Source organism: Pseudomonas brassicacearum (assembly GCF_009601685.2).
GTDB lineage: Bacteria > Pseudomonadota > Gammaproteobacteria > Pseudomonadales > Pseudomonadaceae > Aquipseudomonas > Aquipseudomonas kilonensis_B.
Genome location: NZ_CP045701.2, coordinates 6,343,943 through 6,367,042, shown reverse-complemented (window position 1 = coordinate 6,367,042; position 23,100 = coordinate 6,343,943). Strand labels below are relative to the sequence as shown.

Below are 23,100 nucleotides of genomic sequence, written 5' to 3'. Positions count from 1 at the left end.
GCCAAGGCGCCGGGCCGATCGAGGTTCATGCAGGTAACGGGGTATCGTTCAGCAGCCTGATCGCGACCGCACCTACCTTGCGCACCGCCTCTTCGATTTGCGGGGTCGGCTTGGCAGCGTAGTTCATGCGCAGGCAATTACGGTATTTGCCAGACGCCGAGAAGATACTGCCGACGGCGATTTGAACGCCCTGATCATGGAGCATGCGGTTGAGCTTCAAGGTATCGAAACCTTCTGGTAGCTCGACCCAGAGCATGAAGCTGCCCCGGGGCCGGCTGGCCCGGGTGCCGTGGGGGAAATAACGGCTGACCCAATCGATCATCACGTCGCGATTACGCTGGTATTGCGTGCGCATCCGACGTAAATGGGGCTCGAAATGCCCCCCCTTGAGAAATTCGGCAATGGCGATCTGCGGTTGTGGCGCGGTGGAACCGGTGCTGATGTATTTCATGTGCAGCACCCGCTCCAGATACCGGCCAGGGGCGACCCAGCCAATGCGCAGGCCTGGAGCCAAGGTCTTGGAAAATGAACTGCAGAGCAGGACGCGGCCGTCTTCGTCGAAGGATTTGATGGTGCGTGGGCGAGGGTACGTGTAGGCCAATTCTCCATACACATCATCTTCAATGATCGCCACGTCGAAGCGCTGTGCCAGGTTCAGCAGTGCGCGTTTATTGGCGTCGGGCATGATGTAGCCCAACGGGTTATTGCAGCTGGGGGTCAACTGTATGGCTTTGATGGGCCATTGCTCCAGCGCCAGTTCCAGTGCATCCAGGCTGATGCCGGTGAGCGGGTCGGTAGGAATCTCCAAAGCCTTCATGCCCAGGCCCTTGAGGGTTTGCATGGCCCCGTGAAAACTGGGTGAATCCACCGCGACGATATCGCCTTGTTCGCAAGTGGCGCGAATGCTGACCGACAGCGCCTCATGGCAGCCGGTGGTGACGATCACATCGTTGGGCCCCAACTGGCAGCCGGAGTCCAGCGACAGCCGGGCGATCTGTTCACGTAGCGCGAGGTTGCCGTAGATATTGTCGTAATACAGGCCGGGCATGTCTTGTCGACGGCTGATCTGCGCCAGGCTGCGCAGCAGCGGTTTCATGGTCGGCGAGTTGATATCCGGCATGCCGCGTCCCAGCTGCACCACGTCCGGGCGCGGTACGGCGCGGATCAGCTCCAGTACCTGGTCCCACTGGGAAATATCCACAGGGCGCTGGGCCGGACGGCCTACCGCCGGCAGGTCGGGCAGGTCGCGGCCCACGGGTACGAAGTAGCCGGACTTGGGTCTCGGCATCGCCAGCCCACTGTCTTCCAGCACGCGATAGGCCTGCTGCACCGTACTCAAGCTGACCCCATGTTCCGTGCTCAATGCCCGCACAGATGGCAGCCTGTCGCCGGGGCGGTAGAAGCCCTGTTCGATGCGGGTACCCAGCAATTCGGCGAGGTTCACGTAGAGGGTCATGGTGCGCTCCCGATGAGATGGACCACTGCAACCGATACAGTTGAGGTGGAAAATGACAATTCAGTGCCGGAAATACCGAATCTGTATGCTTATAAAAGAAATGAGTTGAATCTGTATTGCTTTTGACCGTCCGCGCATCATGAAACCTCTGGCTACCCAAGTAAACAGGAGCGATCAAAATGAACGGCTTGAGCGATGTGCGGCTGACGTTACACAGTCAGGAACTGGTGGCAGGGCAGGAGAAGGGGCTGCGCAGCGCGATGCTGCGTAATCCGCCGTCCGGCCTGAGCCGTTGGGCCCTGCTCTGGCATCGTCTGCATACACGCAAAGCCTTGTTGGAACTTACACCCGAACAGTTGCGTGATATCGGGCTGACGCGGGAGCAGGCGCGGGAGGAGGGATTGAAACCGTTCTGGCGGCTTTGAAGCGGTGCTGGCCCTGAGATGGCTATCGCGGGCAAGCCTTGCTCCCACAGATTGGAATGGCTTGTGGGAGCAAGGCCTGCCCGCGATAGCGTTATGAGTAGCGCTGAGTTCTTTAAACCAACTCTTTCAAGCGATGCCACAACATCCCCAGCGCCAGCAGTGGCGAACGCAGATGCTTGCCGCCCGGGAAGGTCATGTGCGGGACCTGGGCGAACAGATCGAACCCAGTGCTTTGCTGACCGCTGATGGCTTCGGCCAACAGCTTGCCGGCCAGGTGCGTGGCATTCACCCCATGGCCGGAATAGGCCTGGGCGTAATACACGTTGGGTTGGTCCTTGAGCTTGCCAATCTGCGGCAAACGGTTGGCCCCGATGCCGATCATCCCGCCCCACTGATAATCGATTTTCACATCCGCCAATTGCGGGAAAACCTTGAGCATTTTCGGACGCATGTAGGCGCCGATGTCCTGTGGGTCGCGGCCGGAATAGTGACAGGCTCCGCCAAACAGCAAGCGTCGATCCGCCGAAAGCCGGTAGTAATCCAGGGCCACGCGTTGATCGCAGACCGCCATGTTCTGCGGCAACAACGCCTGTGCCTGGGCCTGGCTCAAGGGTTCGGTTGCAATGATGTAGCTGCCAGCCGGCAACACTTTGCCGCCCAGTTGCGGATTGAGTCCATTGAGGTAGGCGTTGCAGCCCAGTACCAGCGTCTTGGCGCGGACCGAGCCCTGGTGGGTGTGCACCTTCACTTCAGGACCGTAGTCGATGCGTGTGACTGCCGATTGCTCGAACAGCCTGACCCCCAGCTGTTGCGCGGCGGCAGCTTCGCCCACGGCCAGGTTCAGTGGATGCAGATGGCCAGAGCCCATGTCGATCAACCCACCGACGTAACGATCCGAACCCACGACGCTGTGCATTTCGTTGGCTTGCAGCAGTCGGGTCGGATGGCGATAACCCAGGCTGCGCAATTCTTCGGCGTCTTCGGCGAAGCCTTCCAGGTCGCCAGGCTTGTTGGCGAGGTCGCAGTAGCCCCAGGTGAGGTCGCACGGGATCTGGAAACGCTCGACGCGCTGTCGGACGATTTCCACGGCCTCAAGGCCCATGAGTTTCATCTGGCGCACGCCGTCGGCACCGATGATCGGCGCAAACTGATCGAGACCATGGCCGACGCCACGAATCAACTGGCCACCGTTGCGCCCGCTGGCGCCCCAGCCGATCCGATGCGCTTCCAGCAGCACCACGCTCATGCCGCGCTCGGCCAGTTCGATCGCCGTGTTCAAGCCGGAGAACCCGCCGCCAACCACGCAGACATCCGCCAGCAACTCACCCTGCAGCAGCGGATGGTCCGGCTGTGGCAGGCTGCTGGCGGCGTAATAAGAGGCGGCGTGCGCGTGGCTCGGGACAGGTTGCTGAACACGGGCGTTCATGTGCGTAATCCTGATTCTTGTGTTTGAGAAATTTTACGGAGCATAAGCCGGGGATTCCCCGCTGGGCAACACCGGTCGGTTCGCGCTGTCTGGCGCGCGGCTTTTAAGGCAAAATCCTAGACCATCTCCTTCGGTAATCGACTCGATGAGCTGCAACAGTCAAAAAATCCGCACGCTACGCCAGCAGATTCCCTCGTTCGAGTGCGTACCGGGCTGCCATGACTGCTGTGGTCCGGTGACCACCTCGCCCGAGGAAATGGCCCGTTTGCCCCGCAAGACCCGCGCCGAACAAGACGCGGCCATGGACGCGCTCGACTGCGTGCACCTGGGACCCAACGGTTGCACCGTCTACGACGAGCGCCCGCTGATCTGCCGGCTCTTCGGCACCACCGCGACCTTGCCGTGTCCCAATGGACGGCGGCCGGTGGAACTGATTCATCCACGAGTCGAGAAGCAGATTCATGAGTACATGGCCAGCACCCGGCAGGTGTTGGTCTAGCAGGTACGGATACCGAGTCGCGGCCTTCGCGAGCCAGGCTCAATCCGGAATCGGCAGGTTCAAGCTCTCCTTCACTTCCTCCATCACGATATAGCTCTTGGATTCGCGCACATGGGGCAGCTTGAGCAGGATGTCACCCAGCAGCTTGCGATACGAAGCCATCTCGGAAATCCGTGCTTTCACCAGATAGTCAAAGTCCCCTGACACCAGGTGACATTCCAGCACGTGAGGCAGTTTCAGCACCGCGCGTCGGAACTCTTCGAAAGTGTCGCCGGATTTGTAGTCAAGGCTGATCTCGACAAACACCAGCAGGCTACCTTTCAAGTGCTGCGGATTGAGCCGGGCGTTGTAGCCCATGATGATGCCCTCGCGCTCCAGGCGCCGTACCCGCTCGGTGCAAGGCGTGGTGGAGAGGCCGACCTTTTCCCCCAGCTCGGTGAAGGAGATGCGCCCGTCCGCCTGGAGAATGCGCAGGATATTGCGGTCGATCTTGTCCAGCTCACGTTTGGTCTGGGTGTTGGTACGCACAGGTGATGCGCCTCCGTGAAAAGGGTTTCTGCCGAGAATTCTCGCCAAATATAGGCGTTTATATAGTGAAAAGCACTGGCTAATCTTTTTTACACTGCGACCATCAAAGCTATGTACAACAAACGTCAGCGGTTATCCGCGATGAGGGCATCAACATGCGCGTTCTGGTCTTGGGTAGCGGCGTCATCGGTACCGTCAGTGCTTATTATCTGGCCCGTGCCGGGTTTGAAGTGGTGGTGGTCGACCGTCAGCCGGCGCCTGCCATGGAAACCAGTTTCGCCAACGCCGGCCAGGTGTCCCCGGGTTATGCCTCGCCGTGGGCCGCACCGGGCGTACCGCTCAAGGCCATCAAATGGCTGCTGCAACGCCACGCGCCGCTGGCGATCAAGGCTACCGCCGACATCGACCAGTACCTGTGGATGGCACAGATGCTGCGCAACTGCACCGCCAGCCGCTATGCCATCAACAAGGAGCGCATGGTGCGCCTGTCCGAGTACAGCCGTGACTGCCTCGACGAGCTGCGCGCCGAAACCGGCATTGCCTACGAGGGCCGTAGCCTGGGGACCACCCAACTGTTCCGCACCCAGGCCCAGCTCGATGGCGCGGCAAAAGACATCGCGGTGTTGAAAGAGTCGGGTGTGCCGTTCGAAGTGCTCGACCGCGAGGGCATTGCCCGGGTTGAACCAGCCTTGGCCAATGTCACCGACATTCTGGCCGGCGCCTTGCGCCTGCCTAACGACCAGACTGGTGACTGCCAGATGTTTACCACGCGCCTGGCGGAAATGGCCGAGAAGCTCGGTGTGCAATTCCGCTTCGGCCAGGATATCCAGCGCCTGGACTTCGCCGGTGACCGCATCAACGGTGTCTGGATCGACGGTAAGCTGGAAACCGCCGACCGCTACGTCCTCGCCCTGGGCAGCTATTCGCCGCAACTGCTCAAGCCCCTCGGGATCCGTGCACCGGTCTATCCGCTCAAGGGCTACTCCCTGACCGTGCCGATCACCAACCCGGCGATGGCGCCGACTTCGACCATTCTCGACGAAACCTACAAGGTCGCGATCACCCGGTTCGACAACCGCATTCGGGTGGGCGGCATGGCGGAAATCGCCGGTTTTGACCTGTCCCTCAACCCGCGTCGGCGCGAAACCCTGGAGATGATCGTCAACGACCTTTATCCTCAGGGCGGCGACCTGGCCCAGGCCAGCTTCTGGACCGGCTTGCGCCCGACCACCCCGGACGGCACGCCAATCGTGGGGGCCACGCCCTTCAAGAATCTGTTCCTGAACACCGGCCACGGCACCCTCGGATGGACCATGGCGTGTGGTTCCGGTCGCCTGTTGGCCGACCTGATGGCCAAGAAAAAGCCGCAGATCAGCGCCGAAGGCCTCGATATTTCCCGTTATGGCAGCAAACACCAGGAGTCTGCAAAACATGTCAATCCAGCGCCAGCTCACCAATGACCGCATGAGCCAGGTTGTCGTGCACAACGGCACCGTTTACCTGGCCGGACAGGTCGGCGACGACATGAATGCCGGTATTGAACAGCAAACCCGTGAAAGCCTGGCCAATATCGAGCGCTTGCTGGACCAGGCCGGTACCGACAAGAATCGCTTGCTGTCGGTGACGATCTACTTGAAGGACATCGACGCCCACTTCGAAGGCATGAACGCAGTCTGGGACAAATGGTTGCCCAGGGGCGTCGCCCCGGCCCGTGCCACGGTGCAAGCCAAGCTGTGCGAGCCGGAGATCCTGGTGGAGCTGTCGGTCGTGGCCGCGCTGCCTTAAATATCGCCCCAAACGATCCCTCTCCCGGTGCTGTTGGTGGTTCCATGCTGTCAGCCGGCACCGGTTTTATTCATGACCGCCTAGAAGTCTGCCGCCATGCGTCCTGCCCGTGCCCTGATCGATCTCCAAGCCCTGCGTCACAACTACCAATTGGCCCGCGAAGTCACGGGGGCCAAGGCCCTTGCGGTGATCAAGGCCGACGCCTACGGACACGGCGCGGTGCGTTGCGCCGAGGCGCTGCAGGACACGGCGGACGGGTTCGCCGTGGCCTGCATCGAAGAAGCCCTGGAACTGCGGGCCGTCGGGATCCGTGGGCCGATCCTGCTGTTGGAGGGGTTTTTCGAGGCCAGTGAGCTGCCGTTGATCGTCGAGCATGATTTCTGGTGTGTGGTGCATTCGTTGTGGCAGCTTGAAGCGATCGAAAAAGCCGCGCTGAGCCAGCCGATCACGGTCTGGCTCAAGCTCGATTCCGGCATGCACCGGGTCGGCCTGCATCCGGCGGATTACCAGGCGGCCTACCGTCGCCTGCTCGCCAGCGGCAAGGTGGCGAAGATTGTCTTGATGAGCCACTTCGCCCGTGCCGATGAACTGCACGATCCCAGCAGCACTGAGCAACTGGCGATATTCGACAAGGCCCGCCAGGGCCTGGTGGCGCAGATCAGCCTGCGCAACTCACCGGCCGTGCTGGGTTGGCCGCAGATACCCAGCGACTGGGTACGCCCGGGCATCATGCTCTACGGGGCGACGCCCTTTGACGAGCCCAACGCTGTTGCCTCGCGCTTGCAACCGGTGATGACCCTGGAGTCGAAGATCATCAGCGTGCGCGAATTGCCCGCCGGCGAACCGGTGGGCTACGGTGCCCGTTTTGTGACCACGCAACCGACCCGGGTCGGCGTGGTCGCCATGGGGTATGCCGACGGCTACCCACGCCAGGCGCCCACCGGTACACCGGTGCTGGTGGATGGGCAGCGCAGCCAACTGGTCGGACGCGTGTCGATGGACATGCTGTGTGTCGACTTGACCGATGTCCCCCAGGCCGGACTCGGCTCGACCGTTGAGTTGTGGGGCAAGCACATCCTCGCCAGCGACGTTGCCAAGGCCGCCGACACGATTCCCTATCAGATTTTCTGCAACCTGCGGCGGGTGCCACGCCTCTATTCCGGGGGCTGACACCAAGCGCCAGCTACCGAAAGTCGCTTCACCGCACAGGATTCGGGTCAAAGTGTTGTAAATACTGAACGCTGTCGCCATGATAACGCTCACTTTCCTCACAACCTGATTCCCTGGAGGCTCCAGCATTGGACGTCGGTGAACGACTGCAATCCATTCGTAAACTCAAAGGCCTTTCCCAGCGTGAACTCGCCAAGCGCGCGGGCGTCACCAACAGCACTATTTCGATGATCGAGAAGAACAGCGTCAGCCCCTCGATCAGCTCGCTGCGTAAGGTCCTTGGCGGGATTCCCATGTCCATGGTCGAGTTTTTCTCCGAAGAAATCCTTCAGGAGAAACCGACTCAGATCGTCTATAAAGCCAACGAACTGATCGACATCTCCGACGGCGCCGTGACCATGAAGCTGGTGGGCAGGGCGCACCCGAGCCGGGCGATTGCCTTCCTCAACGAGATCTATCCGCCTGGCGCCGACACCGGTGAAGAGATGCTCACCCACGAAGGCGAGGAAACCGGGATCCTGGTGGAAGGGCGGCTGGAACTGGTGGTCGGTGTCGAAACCTTCGTGCTCGAAGCCGGCGACAGCTACTATTTCGAAAGCACCAAGCCGCACCGTTTTCGTAATCCGTTCGACGTGCCGGCGCGACTGATCAGCGCAGCCACACCGGCCAATTTCTAGAAAAAGCGGCGCCGGCCCCGCAGGGCAAAGGCGTCCAAGCAATGAGCTGTCATCGCAAACAAGACCCTTGCGACTTTGGGGTTGTTTCAGTGTGACGGGCTTACCGCTATACTTGCGCCCGCCTGCAAACCGTGGCCGCAGGCGTGACTAGCCACCATTGAGGGTGTACGCGTGAACCTAATTATGAAAATGCTGGCTGCACCAGCAACCGTATTGGCCCTATGGGCAGTCAGTGCCCAAGCGGCGACCACCGACGAAATCGCCAAGCGCCTCGAACCCGTCGGCCAGGTCTGCGTCCAGGGGAAAGAATGCAAAGGCATGGAAGTTGCCACTGCCGCCGGCGGCGCTGGCGGTGCCAAGGCGCCGAAAGATATCATTGCCAAACATTGCAATGCTTGCCACGGTACCGGCCTGCTGGGTGCGCCGAAAATCGGTGACACGGCAGCCTGGAAAGAGCGCGCCGATCACCAGGGCGGCCTCGACGGCATCCTGGCCAAGGCCATTACCGGCATCAACGCCATGCCGCCAAAAGGCACCTGCGCCGATTGCTCGGATGAAGAGCTCAAGGGCGCCATCAAAGAGATGTCTGGCCTGTAATACGCCGACATCCTGCACAAGAAAGCCGCTTACGAGCGGCTTTTTTGTGCCTGGGGTTCTTCAGGGCTGTTCATCGCAACCAAGACCCGGCAAGCTCGGTCCAACCCACATTCATGGAATGTCCAGGAGGGTGCGATGGTGCAGTTGTGTTCAATCGAACAAGCGGTGGATGACGTGCTCGAGCGCCTGCCCGCGCATATTCATCTGGGCATGCCCCTGGGGCTGGGCAAACCCAACCTGTTCGCCAACGCGCTGTACCGGCGCATCGCTCAACTACCCGAGCGACAGCTGACGATCTACACGGCCCTGAGCCTGGGGCGGCCAAACCTGGGTGATGGCCTGCAGAAGCGTTTCCTCGAGCCCTTTGTCGAGCGGGTCTTCGGCGACTATGCCGAACTGGATTACCTGGCCGACCTGCATCAGGACAGTGTGCCACCCAACATACGGGTCGAGCAGTTCTTCATGCAGCCCGGCAGCCTGTTGCACAGCGCGTCGGCCCAGCAGAACTATGTCAGCAGCAACTACAGCCACGCGGCCCGGGATATCAACGCTGCCGGCTTGAACCTGGTGGCGCAATTGGTGGCGAGCGAGCCACAGCATCCGGATCGCCTGAGCCTGAGCTGCAACCCGGACATCACCCTCGACCTGCTGCCGATGATCGCCAAGCGCCGGGCCGCCGGAGAAACCATCCTCCTGGTCGGCCAGGTGCACAACGATTTGCCGTACATGCCGGGTGACGCGGAAGTCGGCATCGACGTTTTCGACCTGTTGATCGATGAGAAGGACAACCACACGTTGTTTTCCACGCCGAACATGCCGGTGGGCTTGCAGGACCATCTGATCGGCCTGCACGCCAGTACCCTGGTGCGCGACGGCGGGACGCTGCAGATCGGCATCGGCGCCATGGGCGATGCCTTGACGGCGGCGCTGCTGGCGCGCCAGGCCGACAACGCCGGTTACCAGGCGTTGCTGGTGGACCTGAACCTAAGCCAGTGGGCGCAACTGATCGAGCGCGAGGGCGGGGTCGAGCCATTTGCCAAAGGGCTGTACGGCTGCAGTGAAATGTTCGTCAACGGTTTGCTGGTGCTGGCCGAGGCCGGGATCATCCGGCGCAAGGTCTACCCCGACGTTCCAACCCAGGAACGGGCCAACGCCGGTACCCTCGACGAGGCGGCGCAGCCCGACGGCATCTGCATACACGGCGGGTTCTTCCTCGGGCCGCGCAGTTTTTACCAACGCCTGCGTGAGTTGCCGCACAGCCGTCTTCTTGAATTCAACATGACGCGCATCAGTTACATCAACGAGCTGTACGGCCAGGAACATCTCAAGCGCCTGCAGCGCCTGGACGCCCGGTTCATCAACACGGTCTTCACCATGACCCTGATGGGGGCCGGGGTGGCCGATCAGTTGGAAGACGGGCGGGTGCTCAGCGGTGTGGGCGGGCAGTACAACTTCGTTGCCCAGGGCCATGCGCTGGAGGGCGGGCGTTCGATCCTGCTGCTGCGCAGTTGGCGTGAGGCCGCGGGCGAGATCAGCTCGAACATCGTCTGGGAGTACGGCCATTGCACGATTCCGCGGCACTTGCGCGACATCGTGGTGACCGAATACGGCATCGCCGACCTGCGAGGCAAGACCGACGCCGCAGTGATCGAGGCGTTGCTCAATATCAGCGATTCACGCTTCCAGCCCGGGCTGATCGAGCAGGCGCAAAGTGCCGGCAAGCTGCCGAAGGACTTCCGTCTCGATCCGCGGTTCGCCGACAACACATCGGAACGCTTGCAGGCGATCCAGGCGCGGCATCCGACTCTGTTTCCCGAATACCCGCTGGGGTGTGATTTCGATGAGGTCGAGCGGGACCTGCTGCGGGCACTGAACTGGCTCAAGAGCAAGTTCAAGCTCACCGAGATCCTGGAGTTGGGCAAAGCCGCGCTCGATGCGCCGGAACCTTGGGAGTTTGCCGGGCATCTGGAGCGGATGCAGCTGGCCAGCCCTGAAGGGCTGAAAGAAGAGTTGTTTCAACGGTTGTTGTTGGCGGGGCTTAAGGCCACCGCGCCTTAGCGACCCACCTAAAACCCCTGTGGGAGCGAGCTTGCTCCCACAGGAGGCACAGGGTTATTCGATGAAGGTCACAACCCCACCGGCTAGCGACTTCACCCGCGCCAACGATTCAACCCGATAGCCCTGGGCATCGAGTTCCGCGCGACCGCCCTGGAATGACTTCTCGATCACGATCCCCAGCCCGGCGACGGTGGCGCCGGCCTGCTTGATGATGGAGATCAGCGCCTGGGAGGCTTTGCCGTTGGCCAGGAAGTCATCGATGATCAGTACCCGGTCGCTGCTGGTCAGGTGACGCGGGCTGATGGCGACGGTGCTTTCGGTTTTCTTGGTGAACGAATACACAGTGGCCGACAGCAGGTTTTCCGTCAGGGTCAGGGACTGTTGTTTGCGGGCGAAGATCACCGGTACGCCAAGGTTCAGGCCGGTCATGATCGCCGGGGCAATCCCTGAGGCTTCGATGGTGACGATCTTGGTGATGCCCGAGTCCTTGAACAACGCGGCAAATTCGTCGCCGATCAGTTTCATCAACTGCGGGTCGATCTGATGGTTCAGGAACGCGTCGACTTTCAGGACCTGATCGGAAAGCACGATGCCTTGCTCGCGAATTTTCTGGTGCAGGGCTTCCATGAAGCCTCCTCTGGTGACGCCTGCGGCGCCTGGATTGGGTAAAAAGTGTGGTGGAAAACTAACGCTTCAACATCGCTCGTATATCGGCCAGGGCACTGTTGCCGCGAACGACTTTGACTTCCGTCGGTGTGTCGTCGTTGCCTTCCCAGGCCAGGTCGTCCGGCGGCAGTTCATCGAGAAAGCGGCTGGGGGCGCAGTCGATCACTTCGCCGTATTGCTTGCGCTTGGCGGCGAAGGTGAAGGCCAGCGTCTGACGGGCACGGGTAATCCCGACATAGGCCAGGCGCCGTTCTTCTTCAATGGTGTCGGCCTCGATGCTGGAGCGGTGCGGCAGGATTTCTTCTTCCATGCCCATGATGAACACGTAGGGGAATTCCAGGCCCTTGGAGGCGTGCAGCGTCATCATTTGCACACCTTCGGCGCCGTCTTCCTCCTCCTGCTGGCGTTCGAGCATGTCGCGCAGCACGAGTTTGCCGATGGCATCCTCGACCGTCATGTCGCCGTCTTCGTCTTTTTCCAGGGTGTTCTTCAATGCCTCGATCAGGAACCAGACGTTGCCCATGCGGTAGTCGGCAGCCTTGTCGCTGGAGCTGTTGGTGCGCAGCCAGTTCTCGTAGTCGATGTCCATGACCATGCTGCGCAGCGCCGAAATCGGGTCTTCGCCGGCGCACTGTTCGCGGACCTTGTCCATGAAGCGCTTGAAGCGCGCCAGGCGATCGGTGAAACGGCTGTCCAGATGCTCGCCCAGGCCGATTTCGTCGGTGGCGGCGTACATCGAGATCTTGCGTTCGGTGGCGTAGTTGCCGAGTTTTTCCAGGGTGGTCGAACCGATTTCCCGGCGCGGCACGTTGATCACCCGCAGGAAGGCGTTGTCATCATCCGGGTTCACGATCAGGCGGAAGTAGGCCATCAGGTCCTTCACTTCCTGGCGTCCGAAAAAGCTGTTGCCCCCTGACAGGCGATAAGGGATCTGGTGATGCTGCAGTTTCAGCTCGATCAGCTTGGCCTGGTAGTTGCCGCGGTACAGGATCGCAAAATCGCTGTACGGCCGGTCAGTGCGCAGGTGCAGGCTGAGGATTTCCATGGCCACGCGCTCGGCTTCGGCGTCTTCGTTGCGGCAACGGATCACGCGGATCTCGTCGCCGTGGCCCATCTCGCTCCACAGTTGTTTTTCGAACTCGTGGGGGTTGTTGGAAATCAGCACGTTGGCGCAGCGCAGGATACGGCTGGTGGAGCGGTAGTTCTGCTCCAGCATCACCACTTTGAGCGACGGATAGTCTTCCTTGAGCAACATCAGGTTTTCCGGCCGCGCGCCGCGCCAGGCATAGATCGACTGGTCGTCGTCACCCACCACGGTGAATTGGTTGCGCTTGCCGATCAGCAGCTTCACCAGCAAATACTGGCTGGCGTTGGTGTCCTGGTATTCGTCCACCAGCAGGTAGCGGACCTTGTTCTGCCATTTCTCGAGAATGTCGGCGTGGTCCTGGAACAGCTTGACCGGCAGCAGGATCAGGTCGTCGAAGTCCACCGCGTTGAACGCCTTGAGCGTGCGCTGGTAGTGGGCGTAGACGATGGCGGCGGTCTGTTCCTTGGGGTTGCGGGCGTTTTCCAGGGCCTCGGGCGGCAGGATCAGGTCGTTTTTCCAGGCGCCGATCATGTTCTTGATCTCATCCACGCCGTCGTCGCCCGAGTATTCCTTCTGCATGATGTCAGTCATCAGGGCCTTGACGTCGGTCTCGTCGAAAATCGAGAAGCCCGGTTTGTAGCCCAGCCGCGCGTGTTCCTTGCGGATGATGTTCAGGCCCAGGTTGTGGAAGGTGCAGACCGTCAGGCCGCGGCCTTCACCGGCGCGCAGCAGGCCACCGACCCGCTCTTTCATTTCCCGGGCGGCTTTGTTGGTAAAGGTCATGGCGACGATGTACTGGGCGCGGATGCCACAATTCTGGATCAGGTGCGCGATCTTTCGGGTGATTACGCTGGTCTTGCCGGAGCCTGCACCGGCGAGCACCAAAAGAGGGCCGCCGACATAGTTCACGGCTTCTTGCTGCCGAGGATTGAGTCGGGACATGACAGGATCAGGGAGTCGTTTGCGAAATGGGCCGGCATTTTAACAGGCTCAGAGAATTGTGCTGCTCTGTCCGACTTGTGACGCACAGCGCATTGTCATTTGCCGCTTTTGTTACTTTCACGCAGGATGTGAGGCCAATTGCGTCCAGCGCAGGATTTGGAGTGGAAAAAACCACCGAAACCGCGTGTTTGAGAACCATTGGCATTGGTCATTGCCCATGGGCACGTCATAATGCCCGGCGCCTACCACCTTGCAGAGTCTAGGGAGTCAGCTTGTCAACGCCTGTCGAACCCTTGCGTTTGCTGTTATTGGCCCAAGAGCCTGCGTGGTCAGCAATATTGCGCGAGTGCCTGGCGCCCTTGGGGCCCTTGGTCGTGTTGATCAGCGCCCCGAGCTGGGAGTCAGTCAGCAGCCTGTTCGAAGATAATCGCAACGCGGTGTTGCTGACCGTCGCGGCGTTGCAGCCGGCGCCGGGCCGTTGCAGCCTGCCGACGATCCTGTTGCTCGAGCACGAGCCGGCGGTTGCCCCCGACGGTGTCAGCGACTGGTTGGTGCGTGATGTCCTCGACAGCGCGACCCTGCGTCGTTGCCTGCGGCATGTGCGCGAACGGGGCGTGCTGGAAAACACCTTGCAGCGCCTTGCCGAACAGGACCCCTTGACGGGCATCGCCAATCGCCAGGGCTTCCAGACGCTGCTGGCGGCGCGCCTGGCGGAAAACGACGGCCGTGGCCTGGCGCTCGGTCACCTGGACCTGGACAACTTTCGTCACGCCAACGACGCCCTCGGCCATCAGGCCGGTGACCGCTTGATCCTGCAAGTGGTGTCGCGGCTCAAGGGCTCGCTCGAGGCCGGCGATCAATTGGCGCGGTTGGGCAGTGATGAATTCGCCCTGCTGATCGACACCCGCCGCGCGCCACAGCGGGCCGAGTGGATGGCCGAGCGTATTACGGAAGCCTTGGCCGAACCCTATTGGGTGGACGGTGAAAGCCTGCTGATCGGCTGCAGCCTGGGGGTTGCCCACGCTCGCGCCCAGGCCGGCGCCGATCCGCTGATGTGGCACGCCCACATCGCCATGCAGCAGGCCAAGAGCACCCAGGGCTGCACTTTTCATATCTTCAACGAGCGCATCAATCGCAATGCCCGCAGCCTCGCCGACCTGGAAAGCGAACTGCGCCGGGCACTGCGCCGCGACGAGCTGGAGCTGCATTACCAGCCACGGTTGAACCTTGATGGCGGCCACATCGTCGGCCTCGAAGCCCTGGTGCGCTGGCGTCATGGGGAACGTGGCTTGCTGCCACCGAGTGAGTTCGTGCCGCTGGCCGAACAGAGCGGCCTGATCGTGCCGCTGGGCTACTGGGTGATTTCCCGGGCGCTGCGGGACATGCAGGCTTTGCGCGAGCGGGGGCTGGCGCCGTTGCACATGGCGGTCAACCTGTCGTTCCGACAGTTCCAGGACAGCCAGTTGCTGCCAACCTTGAGTCGACTGATTGCCGAGCGGGGTGTCGAGGCGCAGTGGCTGGAGTTCGAACTCACCGAAACCGCCGTCATGCGCCGTAGCGAACTGGTCAAGCAGACCATGGATGCCCTGGGCCGCCTGGGGGTGCGCTTCTCCCTGGACGACTTCGGCACCGGGTTCTCCTCGTTCGTGCACCTCAACAGCCTGCCCATCGCCCTGCTCAAGATCGACAAGAGTTTCGTCGGCGGCATGGAGCAGCGCGAAGAGAACCGCAAACTGGTGCACGCGATGATCAACCTGGCGCATAACCTCAACCTGGAAGTGGTGGCCGAAGGTGTGGAAACCCAGGAACAACTGGACCTGCTACGCGGCTTCGGGTGTGACCAGGTGCAGGGTTTCCTGATCAGCAAGCCGTTGCCGTTGCCGGAGTTGGTTGAATACCTGACGTTCGAGGGTGATCAACAGTCGATGCTGGAAATCAGCTGACACAAAACCCTATGGGAGCGAGTTTGCTCGCGATGGCGATAGGTCTGTCCCATTTATTTTGACTGACACACCGCTATCGCGAGCAAGCTCGCTCCCACAGGGGGATACATCTCAATCGGCCTGGATGGCTTGGAAGCGTTGCTGCCCAGGCTCACTGCGAATCATCCGCTTCATCTTCCATTCAAACGCCGCCGTCAGGCTCACGGCCGCGCAGGCCAGCCCCAGGGCCAAGCCCCACCAGACGCCAGTCGGCCCCCAGTTCAGGTGAAACGCCATCCACCACGCCGCCGGAGCGCCGATCAGCCAATAGCAACCCAGACCCACCAGGAAGGTGGTCTTGGCGTCCTTGAGCCCGCGAATGCAACCCATGGCAATGGTTTGCGTGCCATCGAACAGCTCGAACCACGCCGCCACCGCCAGCAGGCTCACGGCCAGGTTGATCACGTCGCGAAACGCCGGGTCGTCGTGGTCCAGGAACAAGCCGATCAATTGATGGGGCAGCAGCCAGAACACCATGGCGAACGCCAGCATGGCCGCCGCACCAAAGCCAATCCCGACCCGACCGGCCAGGCGTGCCATCAGCAGTTGCCCGGCACCGTAGTGCTGGCCGATGCGCATGGTGATGGCGTAGGACATCCCGGCCGGTACCATGAACGCCACCGAGACGATTTGCAGCGCGATCTGGTGGGCTGCCAACGGCGTGCTGCCCATGGTGCCCATGCACAGCGCGGCGAACGCAAACAGCCCGACCTCCACCGCGTAGGTGCCGCCAATCGGCAGGCCCAGGCGCCACAGCTCCTTGAGGTACTGGCGATTGGGCCGCGACAGGCCGTCGAGCAGTGGATAGGCACGGTAGGCCGGGTGCCGATGGATATGCCAGGCCAGCGCCAGGGCCATGCAGTTGGCAACGATGGCCGTGACCAGGCCGATGCCCATCAAGCCGAGTTTCGGCAGGCCGAACATGCCGGTGATGAGCGCGTAGTTGAGCAGGAAGTTGGCCACGGTGCCGCCGAGGCTGATCACCATGACCGGTGTGGCCCGGCCGATGGCGCTGGTGAAGCCGCGCAGGGCCATGAAACTCAAGTAGCCGGGCAGGGCGAACGGCAGTGCCAGCAGGAACTGTCCGGCGGACAGCACGTTGGTTTCGGTCTGGCCGAACATCAGCAGCACCGGCTTGAGGTTCCACAACAGCAACCCGGCCATCAGCGCCATCAGCCAGGCCAGCCATAGTCCGGCCTGGGTCAGCCGGGTGGCGCCTTCGACATCGCCTGCGCCCTGGCGGATCGCGACCAGGGTGCCCACCGCGGCGATCACGCCGATGCAGAAGATCGACACGAACGAATAGGTGGCCGCCCCGAGCCCGCCGCCGGCGAGGGCTTGGGGGCTCAGGCGCGCCATCATCACGGTGTCGGTGAGCACCATCAGCATGTGCGCCAACTGCGAGGCAATCAACGGCCCCGCCAGCCGCAGGATGGCCCAGAGTTCGATACGCGCCGGATGCCGCATGATCATCACGCTCCATGTTCAAACAAGGCAGTAAAGCAACGATTCTCGGCGCTCTCGGCGGATTGCACAAAGGGATAAAAAAGATCGCTGGCATGATTAAAACTCATGCTGGACGTGTTTCTGGTAGGGTTTGCAGACCTCGCCATGGAGCTTTTGCGATGCCTCGTCGTCTTCCTCCTCTTTATGCGCTGCGGGCATTCGAAGCCGCGGCGCGCTACAGCTCGTTCACCCGGGCCGCTGAAGAGCTGTCGATCACCCAGAGCGCGGTCAGCCGGCACATTCGCACGCTGGAAGATCACTTTGCCTGTCGGCTGTTCCTGCGCAGCGGCCGCAACCTGCAATTGACCGAGGCGGCACGGTTGCTGTTGCCGGGCGTACGTGAGGGCTTCATGGCGCTGGAGCGGGCCTGCCACACCTTGCATGGCGAGGATGGCATCCTGCGAATGAAAGCGCCTTCCACGCTGACCATGCGCTGGCTGTTGGCGCGCTTGAGTCGCTTCCGGCATTTGCAGCCTGGCAACGAGGTGCAGCTGACCAGTGCCTGGATGGACATCGACTCGGTGGACTTCAACGCCGAGCCCTTCGATTGCGCCGTGTTGCTGGGCAACGGGCATTTCCCGGCGGACTGGGAGGCCAGTTTGCTGTTCCCCGAGGAATTGATCCCGGTGGGCGCGCCGAACCTGTTGAACGATCAACCCTGGGATGTGGCGCGGTTGGCCAGCGCGGAGCTGCTGCATCCCACGCCCGATCGCCGGGACTGGCGCAATTGGCTGCAACGCATGGGCCTGTCCGACAAGGTCTCGCTCAAGGGGGGGCAGGTGTTCGATACCCTGGAGCTGGGCATGATCGCGGCGGCACGTGGCTATGGGGTGTCCATGGGCGACCTGTTGATGGTGGCCGAGGATGTCGCCCAGGGACGCCTGAGCCTGCCATGGCCGACGGCTGTCGCCAGCGGTGAGCACTATTATCTGGTCTGGCCGAAAACCCGCCCGGGAGGTGAACGTTTGCGCCGGCTCAGCGACTTCCTCCAGGGTGAGGTGAGGGCCATGCAATTACCCGACGTGCAGCGCCTGGGCTGAAACGTTGCAGTTGCCGTGCTAGCCACTTGGCATTAATCCTTCTAAACCGCTCAAGTATTTGGTTTTGCCGCCGAAGTGAGGATGGAACCTTCGTGCAGAAAGGGCCCAACTTACACCTCACTCGAAAATGCCGAGCGTGCGAGCGTGATCAGGATGATCCGGTCTCTCGGCCAGGAGCCGTCATGTCTCAACCCCGTGCCCGGATCGCCTCACAGCTAGGCCTTGCCCTCGCTGTGATATTGGCGGTCGTGATCTCCGGCAGTACCGTCTTCGCCCTGCGTTCGCTGGACGCTGCCAACCTCGCCACCCGTGAAGAACACCTGGCCAGCGAAGCGCGCCTGATGGCCGATCAGCTCAATACCTTCCACAGCACCTTGCGCGAGAGCACCCAGCGCCTGGCCGGTCTGTTCGAAAAGCGTTTCAGCGCTGGCCTGAACGTGCATCCGGACCAGCCGGTGACGGTGGCGGGCGTACAAACCCCAGGCTTGAGCCTGGGCAGCGAAGTGTTGAACAACAACTTCAAGGAAGTTGATGAGTTCAAGCAAATGACGGCCGGGGTGGCGACGGTATTCGTGCGCAACGGCGACGACTTCATCCGCGTCAGCACGTCATTGACCAAGCAGGACGGTACGCGGGCCATCGGCACCTTGCTCGACCGCGCCGGGCCGGCTTACGGCCCCGTGATAGGCGGGAAAAGCTACATCGGCCGCGCCTTGCTGTTCGGACGTTACTACATGTCGCAGTACACGCCCGTACGCGACAGCAGCGGCAAGATCATTGCCGTGCTGTACGTAGGTTTCGACTACACCGATGCGCAGAACGCGCAGTTCGAGAACCTCAAGCGCTTCCGCATTGGCCAGACCGGTTCGCTGGCCCTGCTGGACGAACAAAATAAATGGCTCGTGCCTCCGGCCGGCGTGCAGGCGCTGGACCAGGCGAGCGCGACCATCGTTGGCCTGGTCAAGAAACCGGGCAAGGGCGCGTTCTGGACCGATACCGCCGAAGATTTCTACAGCGTTGCCGTGCCGTTCGAAGAGGGGCCGTGGGCGGTGGTGGCGAGCATGCCCAAGACCGAGATTCGCGCCGTGACCTGGAGCGTCGGTACGCAACTGGCCATTGGCAGCCTGCTGGCGATGTTGTTGGCGGTCGGCTCGGCGATGTGGTTGCTGCGCAGCAAACTGGCCCCGCTGGGGGATCTGGTGCGCCAGGCCGAAGCCTTGGGTGCCGGTGACTTGAGCGTGCGCCTGAACGTGTCGAGCCATGATGAGATCGGTCAGTTGGCCCGTGCCTTCAACCAAATGAGCCAGGCCTTGTCGACCATGGTCGAGCACATCCGCAAGGCCTCCCAGGAGGTCAACAGCCGTGCCCAGGCCCTGTCCGGGTTGTCCAGCGGGGCGTATGAGGGCATGGAGCAGCAATCCGGCGAAATCACCAGCATGGCCGGCGCAGTGGAGGAGTTCAGTGCAACCTCATTGAACATTGCCGACAACATGGGCAACACCGAGCGCCTGGCCCAGGAAAACGCCCAGCAAACCCGCATTGGTCGAACCTCGATGGATGAAGCGTCGTCGTCCCTGGAACAAATTGCCGGCGCGTTGAACAGCACCGCCTCGGTCATCAATACCTTGGGCCAGCGTTCCCAGGAAATTGGCGGCATCGTGGGGGTCATCACCTCGATCGCCGAGCAGACCAACCTGCTGGCCTTGAACGCGGCCATCGAAGCTGCCCGCGCAGGCGAGCAGGGCCGTGGTTTCGCCGTGGTGGCCGATGAAGTCCGCAGCCTGGCTTCCCGCACCCGCCAGGCCACTGACGAAATTTCCAGCATGATCAACAGCATCCAGCAGGAAACCGGCAATGCCATCAGCACGATGGAGCAGGGCAACCTGTTGATGCAGGAAGGCCTGTCGCGCAACGCCAACGTGGCCTCGGCCCTGGCGCGCATCGACGAACAAAGCCGCTCGGCTGGCCTGCAATTTGCGGCGATCACTACCGCCACCCAGGAGCAAAGCAGCACTGCGACCCTGCTCAGCAGCAACCTGCAAAGCATCGCCATGGCCAACAGCGAACAGCGCCAAGTGGTCTCGAACCTGGCACTCACCGCCAAGGAACTGGAAAAACTGGCCCAGGACCTGCGCCAAGAGGTTGATCGGTTCCGCTGAGGCGTCCCGTCACGAGCAAGTTCACCCACACCCCTGTGTGCGAGCTTGCTCGCGATGACGGCCGCCCAGCCAACATCATCTCAATCTGACCCACCGCTATCGCGAGCAAGCTCGCTCCCACAAAAGCTCCCAACCTTAGCTCGTCCCTTTTTTAGGAATATTGCTGTTTTTAAGCTTGCTGAAACGTTTCTTCAAGTCTATAAAAACCGCACAACTCCAATAAAAGGTCGTGACCATGACTCCGCTCAAACTCCTCGTTACCCTTGGCGCCTTGGGCGCTGCCTCCCATGCGATGGCTTGGGATTACGTCCTGCTGGATACCGATAAAGCCGCCCAACCCTGGCAAATCACCAGCCAGCAACTTGGCGTGAAGACCGGCAAGCCCTTTTCCGTGACGATGCGCACCCTGCACGGTGGCCGGCAGGAAGGCGTCAGCATCGTCGACATCGACAATGGGACCCTGAAGCTTTCAGTCGTCCCGACCCGTGGCATGAATGTGCTGCAGGCGTCAGTCGGTGATGTGCGCATGGGGTGGGATTCGCCCGTCAAGGAAGTGGTCAACCCGGCGTTCATCGAGCTCAACGGCCGAGGCGGCTTGGGCTGGCTTGAAGGTTTCAACGAGCTGGTCACCCGTTGCGGCTACGAGTGGGTCGGCCATCCCGGCATGGACAACGGCGAGCTGCTGACCCTGCATGGTCGCGCTGCGAATATTCCTGCCAACAAAGTCACGTTGCACATTGATGAAAAACCGCCCTACGCCATCACCCTGCGTGGCGAGTTGAAGGAGCAGGCGTTCAAGAAGGTCGACTTCTCGGTACAGACCGAACTGGTCACCGAGCCTGGCAGCGTGACGTTCGCGCTCAGCGATACGCTGACCAACAACGGTGATTATCCGAAGGAGTACCAAGCGCTCTACCACAGCAACTTCAGCACACCTTTCCTGGAGCAGGGCGCTCGTTTCGCGGCACCGGTCAAGCAGGTCTCGCCGTTCAACGACAAGGCCAAGGGTGACTTGCCCGATTGGCAAACCTACCGGGCCCCCACCAAGGATTACGACGAAACCGTCTATAACGTCGTGCCATACGCCGATGCCAAGGGCGACACGCTCACCGTGCTGCACAACAAGGCCGGTAGCCTCGGTGTGTCGGTGGGCTTCAACACCAGCACGCTTCCGGTGTTCTCCCTATGGAAAAACACCGATACCCAAGGCCAGGGCTACGTGACCGGGTTGGAGCCAGGCACCAGTTTTTCCTATAACCGCCGGTATCAACGTCCCCTGGGCCTGGTTCCCACCATCGGGCCGAAAGAACATAAGCAATTCCAGATCCACTACAGCCTGTTGGCGGACAAGGGCTCCGTGGATACGGCGCTCAAGCGCATCGACGCTATCCAGAACGGTCAAAAAACCGAGGTGCGGAACACACCGTTGGTAGACCTGAGCAAACCATGAGACGGTTCAGGGGGTAGCCGGCCGATACTGCAACGCTTCGGCCAAGTGCTCGCGGCGGATGCACCCCGCTTGCTCCAGGTCCGCCAGTGTCCGGGCGACCTTGAGCAAGCGGTGGGCGGCGCGCAACGACAAGGTCAGCCGTTCGCAGGCGGTTTCCAGCCAGGTTTCATCGGTTGTGGATAACTTGCAATGCCGGCGCAACCCCGGCAGATCGAGGAAGGCGTTGGCGCAGCCCTGACGCCGGTGCTGACGCTCCCGGGCCTCGGCCACCTGCTCGGCGACCGTGGCGGTATCGTCTCCGGCTTCGCTCTTGGGGTTCAACGCCGTGGCTTCCCGGGCGACGGTCAGGTGCAGGTCGATGCGGTCCAGCAGCGGGCCGGAGAGTTTGTTGCGGTAGCGCTGCACCATGTCCGGTGTACAGCAGCAGCGGCCGCTGGGCTCGCCAAGGTATCCACAGGGGCAGGGGTTCATCGCTGCCACCAACTGGAAACGCGCCGGGAAGCGCACTCGGTCACGAGCGCGAGAAACCACGATATGCCCAGACTCCAGCGGCTCTCTCAAGACCTCCAGCACCCTACGATCGAATTCCGGCAGTTCATCCAGAAACAGCACGCCATGGTGGGCGAGGGTGATCTCCCCCGGTTGCGGTTTTGACCCGCCACCCACCAGCGCCGGGCCGGAAGCCGAGTGGTGTGGCTGGCGAAACGGACGCTGCGGCCAATGGCTCAACGGCACGCAACTGGCCACCGACTGGATGGCCGCGACCTCCAGGGCCTCACTTTCGGCCAGCGGTGGCAACAGCCCCGGCAGGCGGCTCGCCAGCAGTGTCTTGCCGGTGCCCGGCGGCCCGCTGAACAACAGGTTATGAGCCCCCGCGGCGGCAATCAGCAAGGCCCGCTTGGCCCCGACCTGGCCTTGTACTTCATTCAGGTCGGGGTAGGGTTTGCTGGCCGAGAGCAGCCCATTGGAAACGAAAGGGCCGATCGGCGTATGCCCATTGAAGTGCGCCACTGCTTCGAGCAGATGGTCCACGGCGATCACCTTCAGCCCCGAGGCCAGGCAGGCTTCCTCGGCATTGGCCCGCGGCACCACCAGCATGCGCCCGGCCTTGCGCGCCGCCAGCGCCGCGGGCAAGACCCCGCGCACCGGTCGCACCGCGCCGGACAATGCCAGCTCACCGAGGCATTCCACGTCGTCCAGCGTCAGGGTTGGCACCTGCACACTGGCCGACAGGATCCCCAAAGCGATGGCCAGGTCGAAGCGCCCACCGTCCTTTGGCAGGTCCGCTGGCGCCAGGTTCAGGGTGATACGCCGTGCCGGGAAGTTCAGCCCCGAATTGATGATCGCGCTGCGCACCCGATCCTTGCTTTCCTTCACCGCCGCCTCCGGCAGGCCAACCATCGTCAGTGACGGCAAGCCATTGGCCAGATGGACTTCAACGGTAACGGCGGGCGCTTCCACACCCACTTGGGCGCGGCTATGGACAATGGCCAGAGACATGGATAGTTCCTTTGGTGGGGGCAAACCGCGTCCTGCGGTTCTGGAAGGGTAGTAGCGATATGGCGAGTTAGCGTGAGGATGCAGCCGTCAAATATGGACCGGATGTTACAAATGAATGACGCGTAGAAAAATTTTTCCTCACTCTAA

19 protein-coding genes are annotated in these 23,100 nt (G+C 61.7%); 12 read left to right on the top strand and 7 right to left on the bottom strand.

The features are described from left to right. Positions 1 to 25: 25 nt before the first annotated feature. Positions 26 to 1,456 carry a PLP-dependent aminotransferase family protein gene (locus GFU70_RS27770; protein ID WP_153389075.1) on the bottom strand — a complete coding sequence of 477 codons (1,431 nt, stop codon included), beginning with the start codon at positions 1,454 to 1,456 and terminating at the stop codon, positions 26 to 28. Between the two features lie 179 nt (positions 1,457 to 1,635). Here GFU70_RS27770 and GFU70_RS27765 point away from each other — a divergent pair, with 179 nt between their 5' ends. Beyond that, entirely contained in the window at positions 1,636 to 1,881 is a 246-nt protein-coding gene (locus tag GFU70_RS27765; protein WP_058543125.1) for a DUF1127 domain-containing protein, read from the top strand. Between the two features lie 112 nt (positions 1,882 to 1,993). Here GFU70_RS27765 and GFU70_RS27760 read toward each other — a convergent pair whose 3' ends face one another. Beyond that, on the bottom strand, positions 1,994 to 3,307 hold the full coding sequence (locus GFU70_RS27760; protein WP_116643604.1) for an NAD(P)/FAD-dependent oxidoreductase: 1,314 nt from the start codon (positions 3,305 to 3,307) through the stop codon (positions 1,994 to 1,996). 145 nt (positions 3,308 to 3,452) lie between these two features. Here GFU70_RS27760 and GFU70_RS27755 point away from each other — a divergent pair, with 145 nt between their 5' ends. Next, on the top strand, positions 3,453 to 3,806 hold the full coding sequence (locus GFU70_RS27755) for a YkgJ family cysteine cluster protein (protein ID WP_018602566.1): 354 nt from the start codon (positions 3,453 to 3,455) through the stop codon (positions 3,804 to 3,806). A gap of 39 nt (positions 3,807 to 3,845) precedes the next feature. Here GFU70_RS27755 and GFU70_RS27750 read toward each other — a convergent pair whose 3' ends face one another. Beyond that, positions 3,846 to 4,334 (bottom strand): Lrp/AsnC ligand binding domain-containing protein, encoded by a 489-nt coding sequence (locus GFU70_RS27750; RefSeq protein WP_003206849.1) that lies wholly within the window; start codon positions 4,332 to 4,334, stop codon positions 3,846 to 3,848. 155 nt (positions 4,335 to 4,489) lie between these two features. Here GFU70_RS27750 and dadA point away from each other — a divergent pair, with 155 nt between their 5' ends. The 6 genes from dadA (at position 4,490) to GFU70_RS27720 (ending at position 10,621) form a co-directional block, all read left to right on the top strand. Further along, positions 4,490 to 5,794 (top strand): D-amino acid dehydrogenase, encoded by a 1,305-nt coding sequence (dadA, locus tag GFU70_RS27745; RefSeq protein ID WP_024618128.1) that lies wholly within the window; start codon positions 4,490 to 4,492, stop codon positions 5,792 to 5,794. Beyond that, entirely contained in the window at positions 5,766 to 6,119 is a 354-nt protein-coding gene (locus GFU70_RS27740; RefSeq protein ID WP_153389074.1) for a RidA family protein, read from the top strand. The genes dadA and GFU70_RS27740 overlap by 29 nt, the downstream gene beginning before the upstream one ends. 96 nt (positions 6,120 to 6,215) lie before the next feature. Continuing rightward, positions 6,216 to 7,289: an alanine racemase gene (gene alr / locus GFU70_RS27735; RefSeq protein WP_153389073.1), complete on the top strand. Its 1,074-nt coding sequence runs from the start codon at positions 6,216 to 6,218 to the stop codon at positions 7,287 to 7,289. 128 nt (positions 7,290 to 7,417) lie between these two features. Next, positions 7,418 to 7,966, top strand: coding sequence for a cupin domain-containing protein (locus GFU70_RS27730; RefSeq protein WP_003206841.1), 549 nt, complete (start codon positions 7,418 to 7,420; stop codon positions 7,964 to 7,966). A gap of 183 nt (positions 7,967 to 8,149) precedes the next feature. Further along, on the top strand, positions 8,150 to 8,563 hold the full coding sequence (locus GFU70_RS27725; RefSeq protein ID WP_058543120.1) for a c-type cytochrome: 414 nt from the start codon (positions 8,150 to 8,152) through the stop codon (positions 8,561 to 8,563). 135 nt (positions 8,564 to 8,698) lie between these two features. Beyond that, positions 8,699 to 10,621, top strand: coding sequence for an acetyl-CoA hydrolase/transferase C-terminal domain-containing protein (locus tag GFU70_RS27720; RefSeq protein ID WP_153389072.1), 1,923 nt, complete (start codon positions 8,699 to 8,701; stop codon positions 10,619 to 10,621). A 54-nt stretch (positions 10,622 to 10,675) separates the two neighbouring features. Here the strand turns inward: GFU70_RS27720 and GFU70_RS27715 are convergent, their stop codons facing one another. Beyond that, positions 10,676 to 11,248, bottom strand: a complete 573-nt coding sequence (locus GFU70_RS27715; protein ID WP_018602593.1) for a xanthine phosphoribosyltransferase — start codon at positions 11,246 to 11,248, stop codon at positions 10,676 to 10,678. 58 nt (positions 11,249 to 11,306) lie between these two features. Continuing rightward, on the bottom strand, positions 11,307 to 13,316 hold the full coding sequence (gene rep, locus GFU70_RS27710; RefSeq protein ID WP_058543118.1) for a DNA helicase Rep: 2,010 nt from the start codon (positions 13,314 to 13,316) through the stop codon (positions 11,307 to 11,309). A 272-nt stretch (positions 13,317 to 13,588) separates the two neighbouring features. On the opposite strand from rep, the gene GFU70_RS27705 reads away from it, so the two are divergent. After that, entirely contained in the window at positions 13,589 to 15,259 is a 1,671-nt protein-coding gene (locus GFU70_RS27705; protein ID WP_153389071.1) for a putative bifunctional diguanylate cyclase/phosphodiesterase, read from the top strand. A gap of 111 nt (positions 15,260 to 15,370) precedes the next feature. Here GFU70_RS27705 and GFU70_RS27700 read toward each other — a convergent pair whose 3' ends face one another. After that, positions 15,371 to 16,765: a NorM family multidrug efflux MATE transporter gene (locus GFU70_RS27700; RefSeq protein ID WP_058543134.1), complete on the bottom strand. Its 1,395-nt coding sequence runs from the start codon at positions 16,763 to 16,765 to the stop codon at positions 15,371 to 15,373. Between the two features lie 158 nt (positions 16,766 to 16,923). On the opposite strand from GFU70_RS27700, the gene GFU70_RS27695 reads away from it, so the two are divergent. The 3 genes from GFU70_RS27695 to GFU70_RS27685 all read left to right on the top strand — a co-directional run bounded on the left by GFU70_RS27695 (position 16,924) and on the right by GFU70_RS27685 (position 21,453). Further along, positions 16,924 to 17,844: a LysR substrate-binding domain-containing protein gene (locus GFU70_RS27695; protein WP_058543116.1), complete on the top strand. Its 921-nt coding sequence runs from the start codon at positions 16,924 to 16,926 to the stop codon at positions 17,842 to 17,844. Between the two features lie 182 nt (positions 17,845 to 18,026). Continuing rightward, a complete protein-coding gene (locus GFU70_RS27690) occupies positions 18,027 to 20,003 on the top strand; it encodes a methyl-accepting chemotaxis protein (RefSeq protein ID WP_153389070.1) in 1,977 nt (658 codons plus the stop codon). A 235-nt stretch (positions 20,004 to 20,238) separates the two neighbouring features. Next, positions 20,239 to 21,453, top strand: a complete 1,215-nt coding sequence (locus GFU70_RS27685) for an aldose 1-epimerase family protein (protein WP_153389069.1) — start codon at positions 20,239 to 20,241, stop codon at positions 21,451 to 21,453. Positions 21,454 to 21,459: 6 nt separating this feature from the next. Here GFU70_RS27685 and GFU70_RS27680 read toward each other — a convergent pair whose 3' ends face one another. Then, complete coding sequence (locus GFU70_RS27680) at positions 21,460 to 22,953, bottom strand: YifB family Mg chelatase-like AAA ATPase (protein ID WP_058543113.1); 1,494 nt, start codon at positions 22,951 to 22,953, stop codon at positions 21,460 to 21,462. Positions 22,954 to 23,100 lie beyond the last annotated feature (147 nt).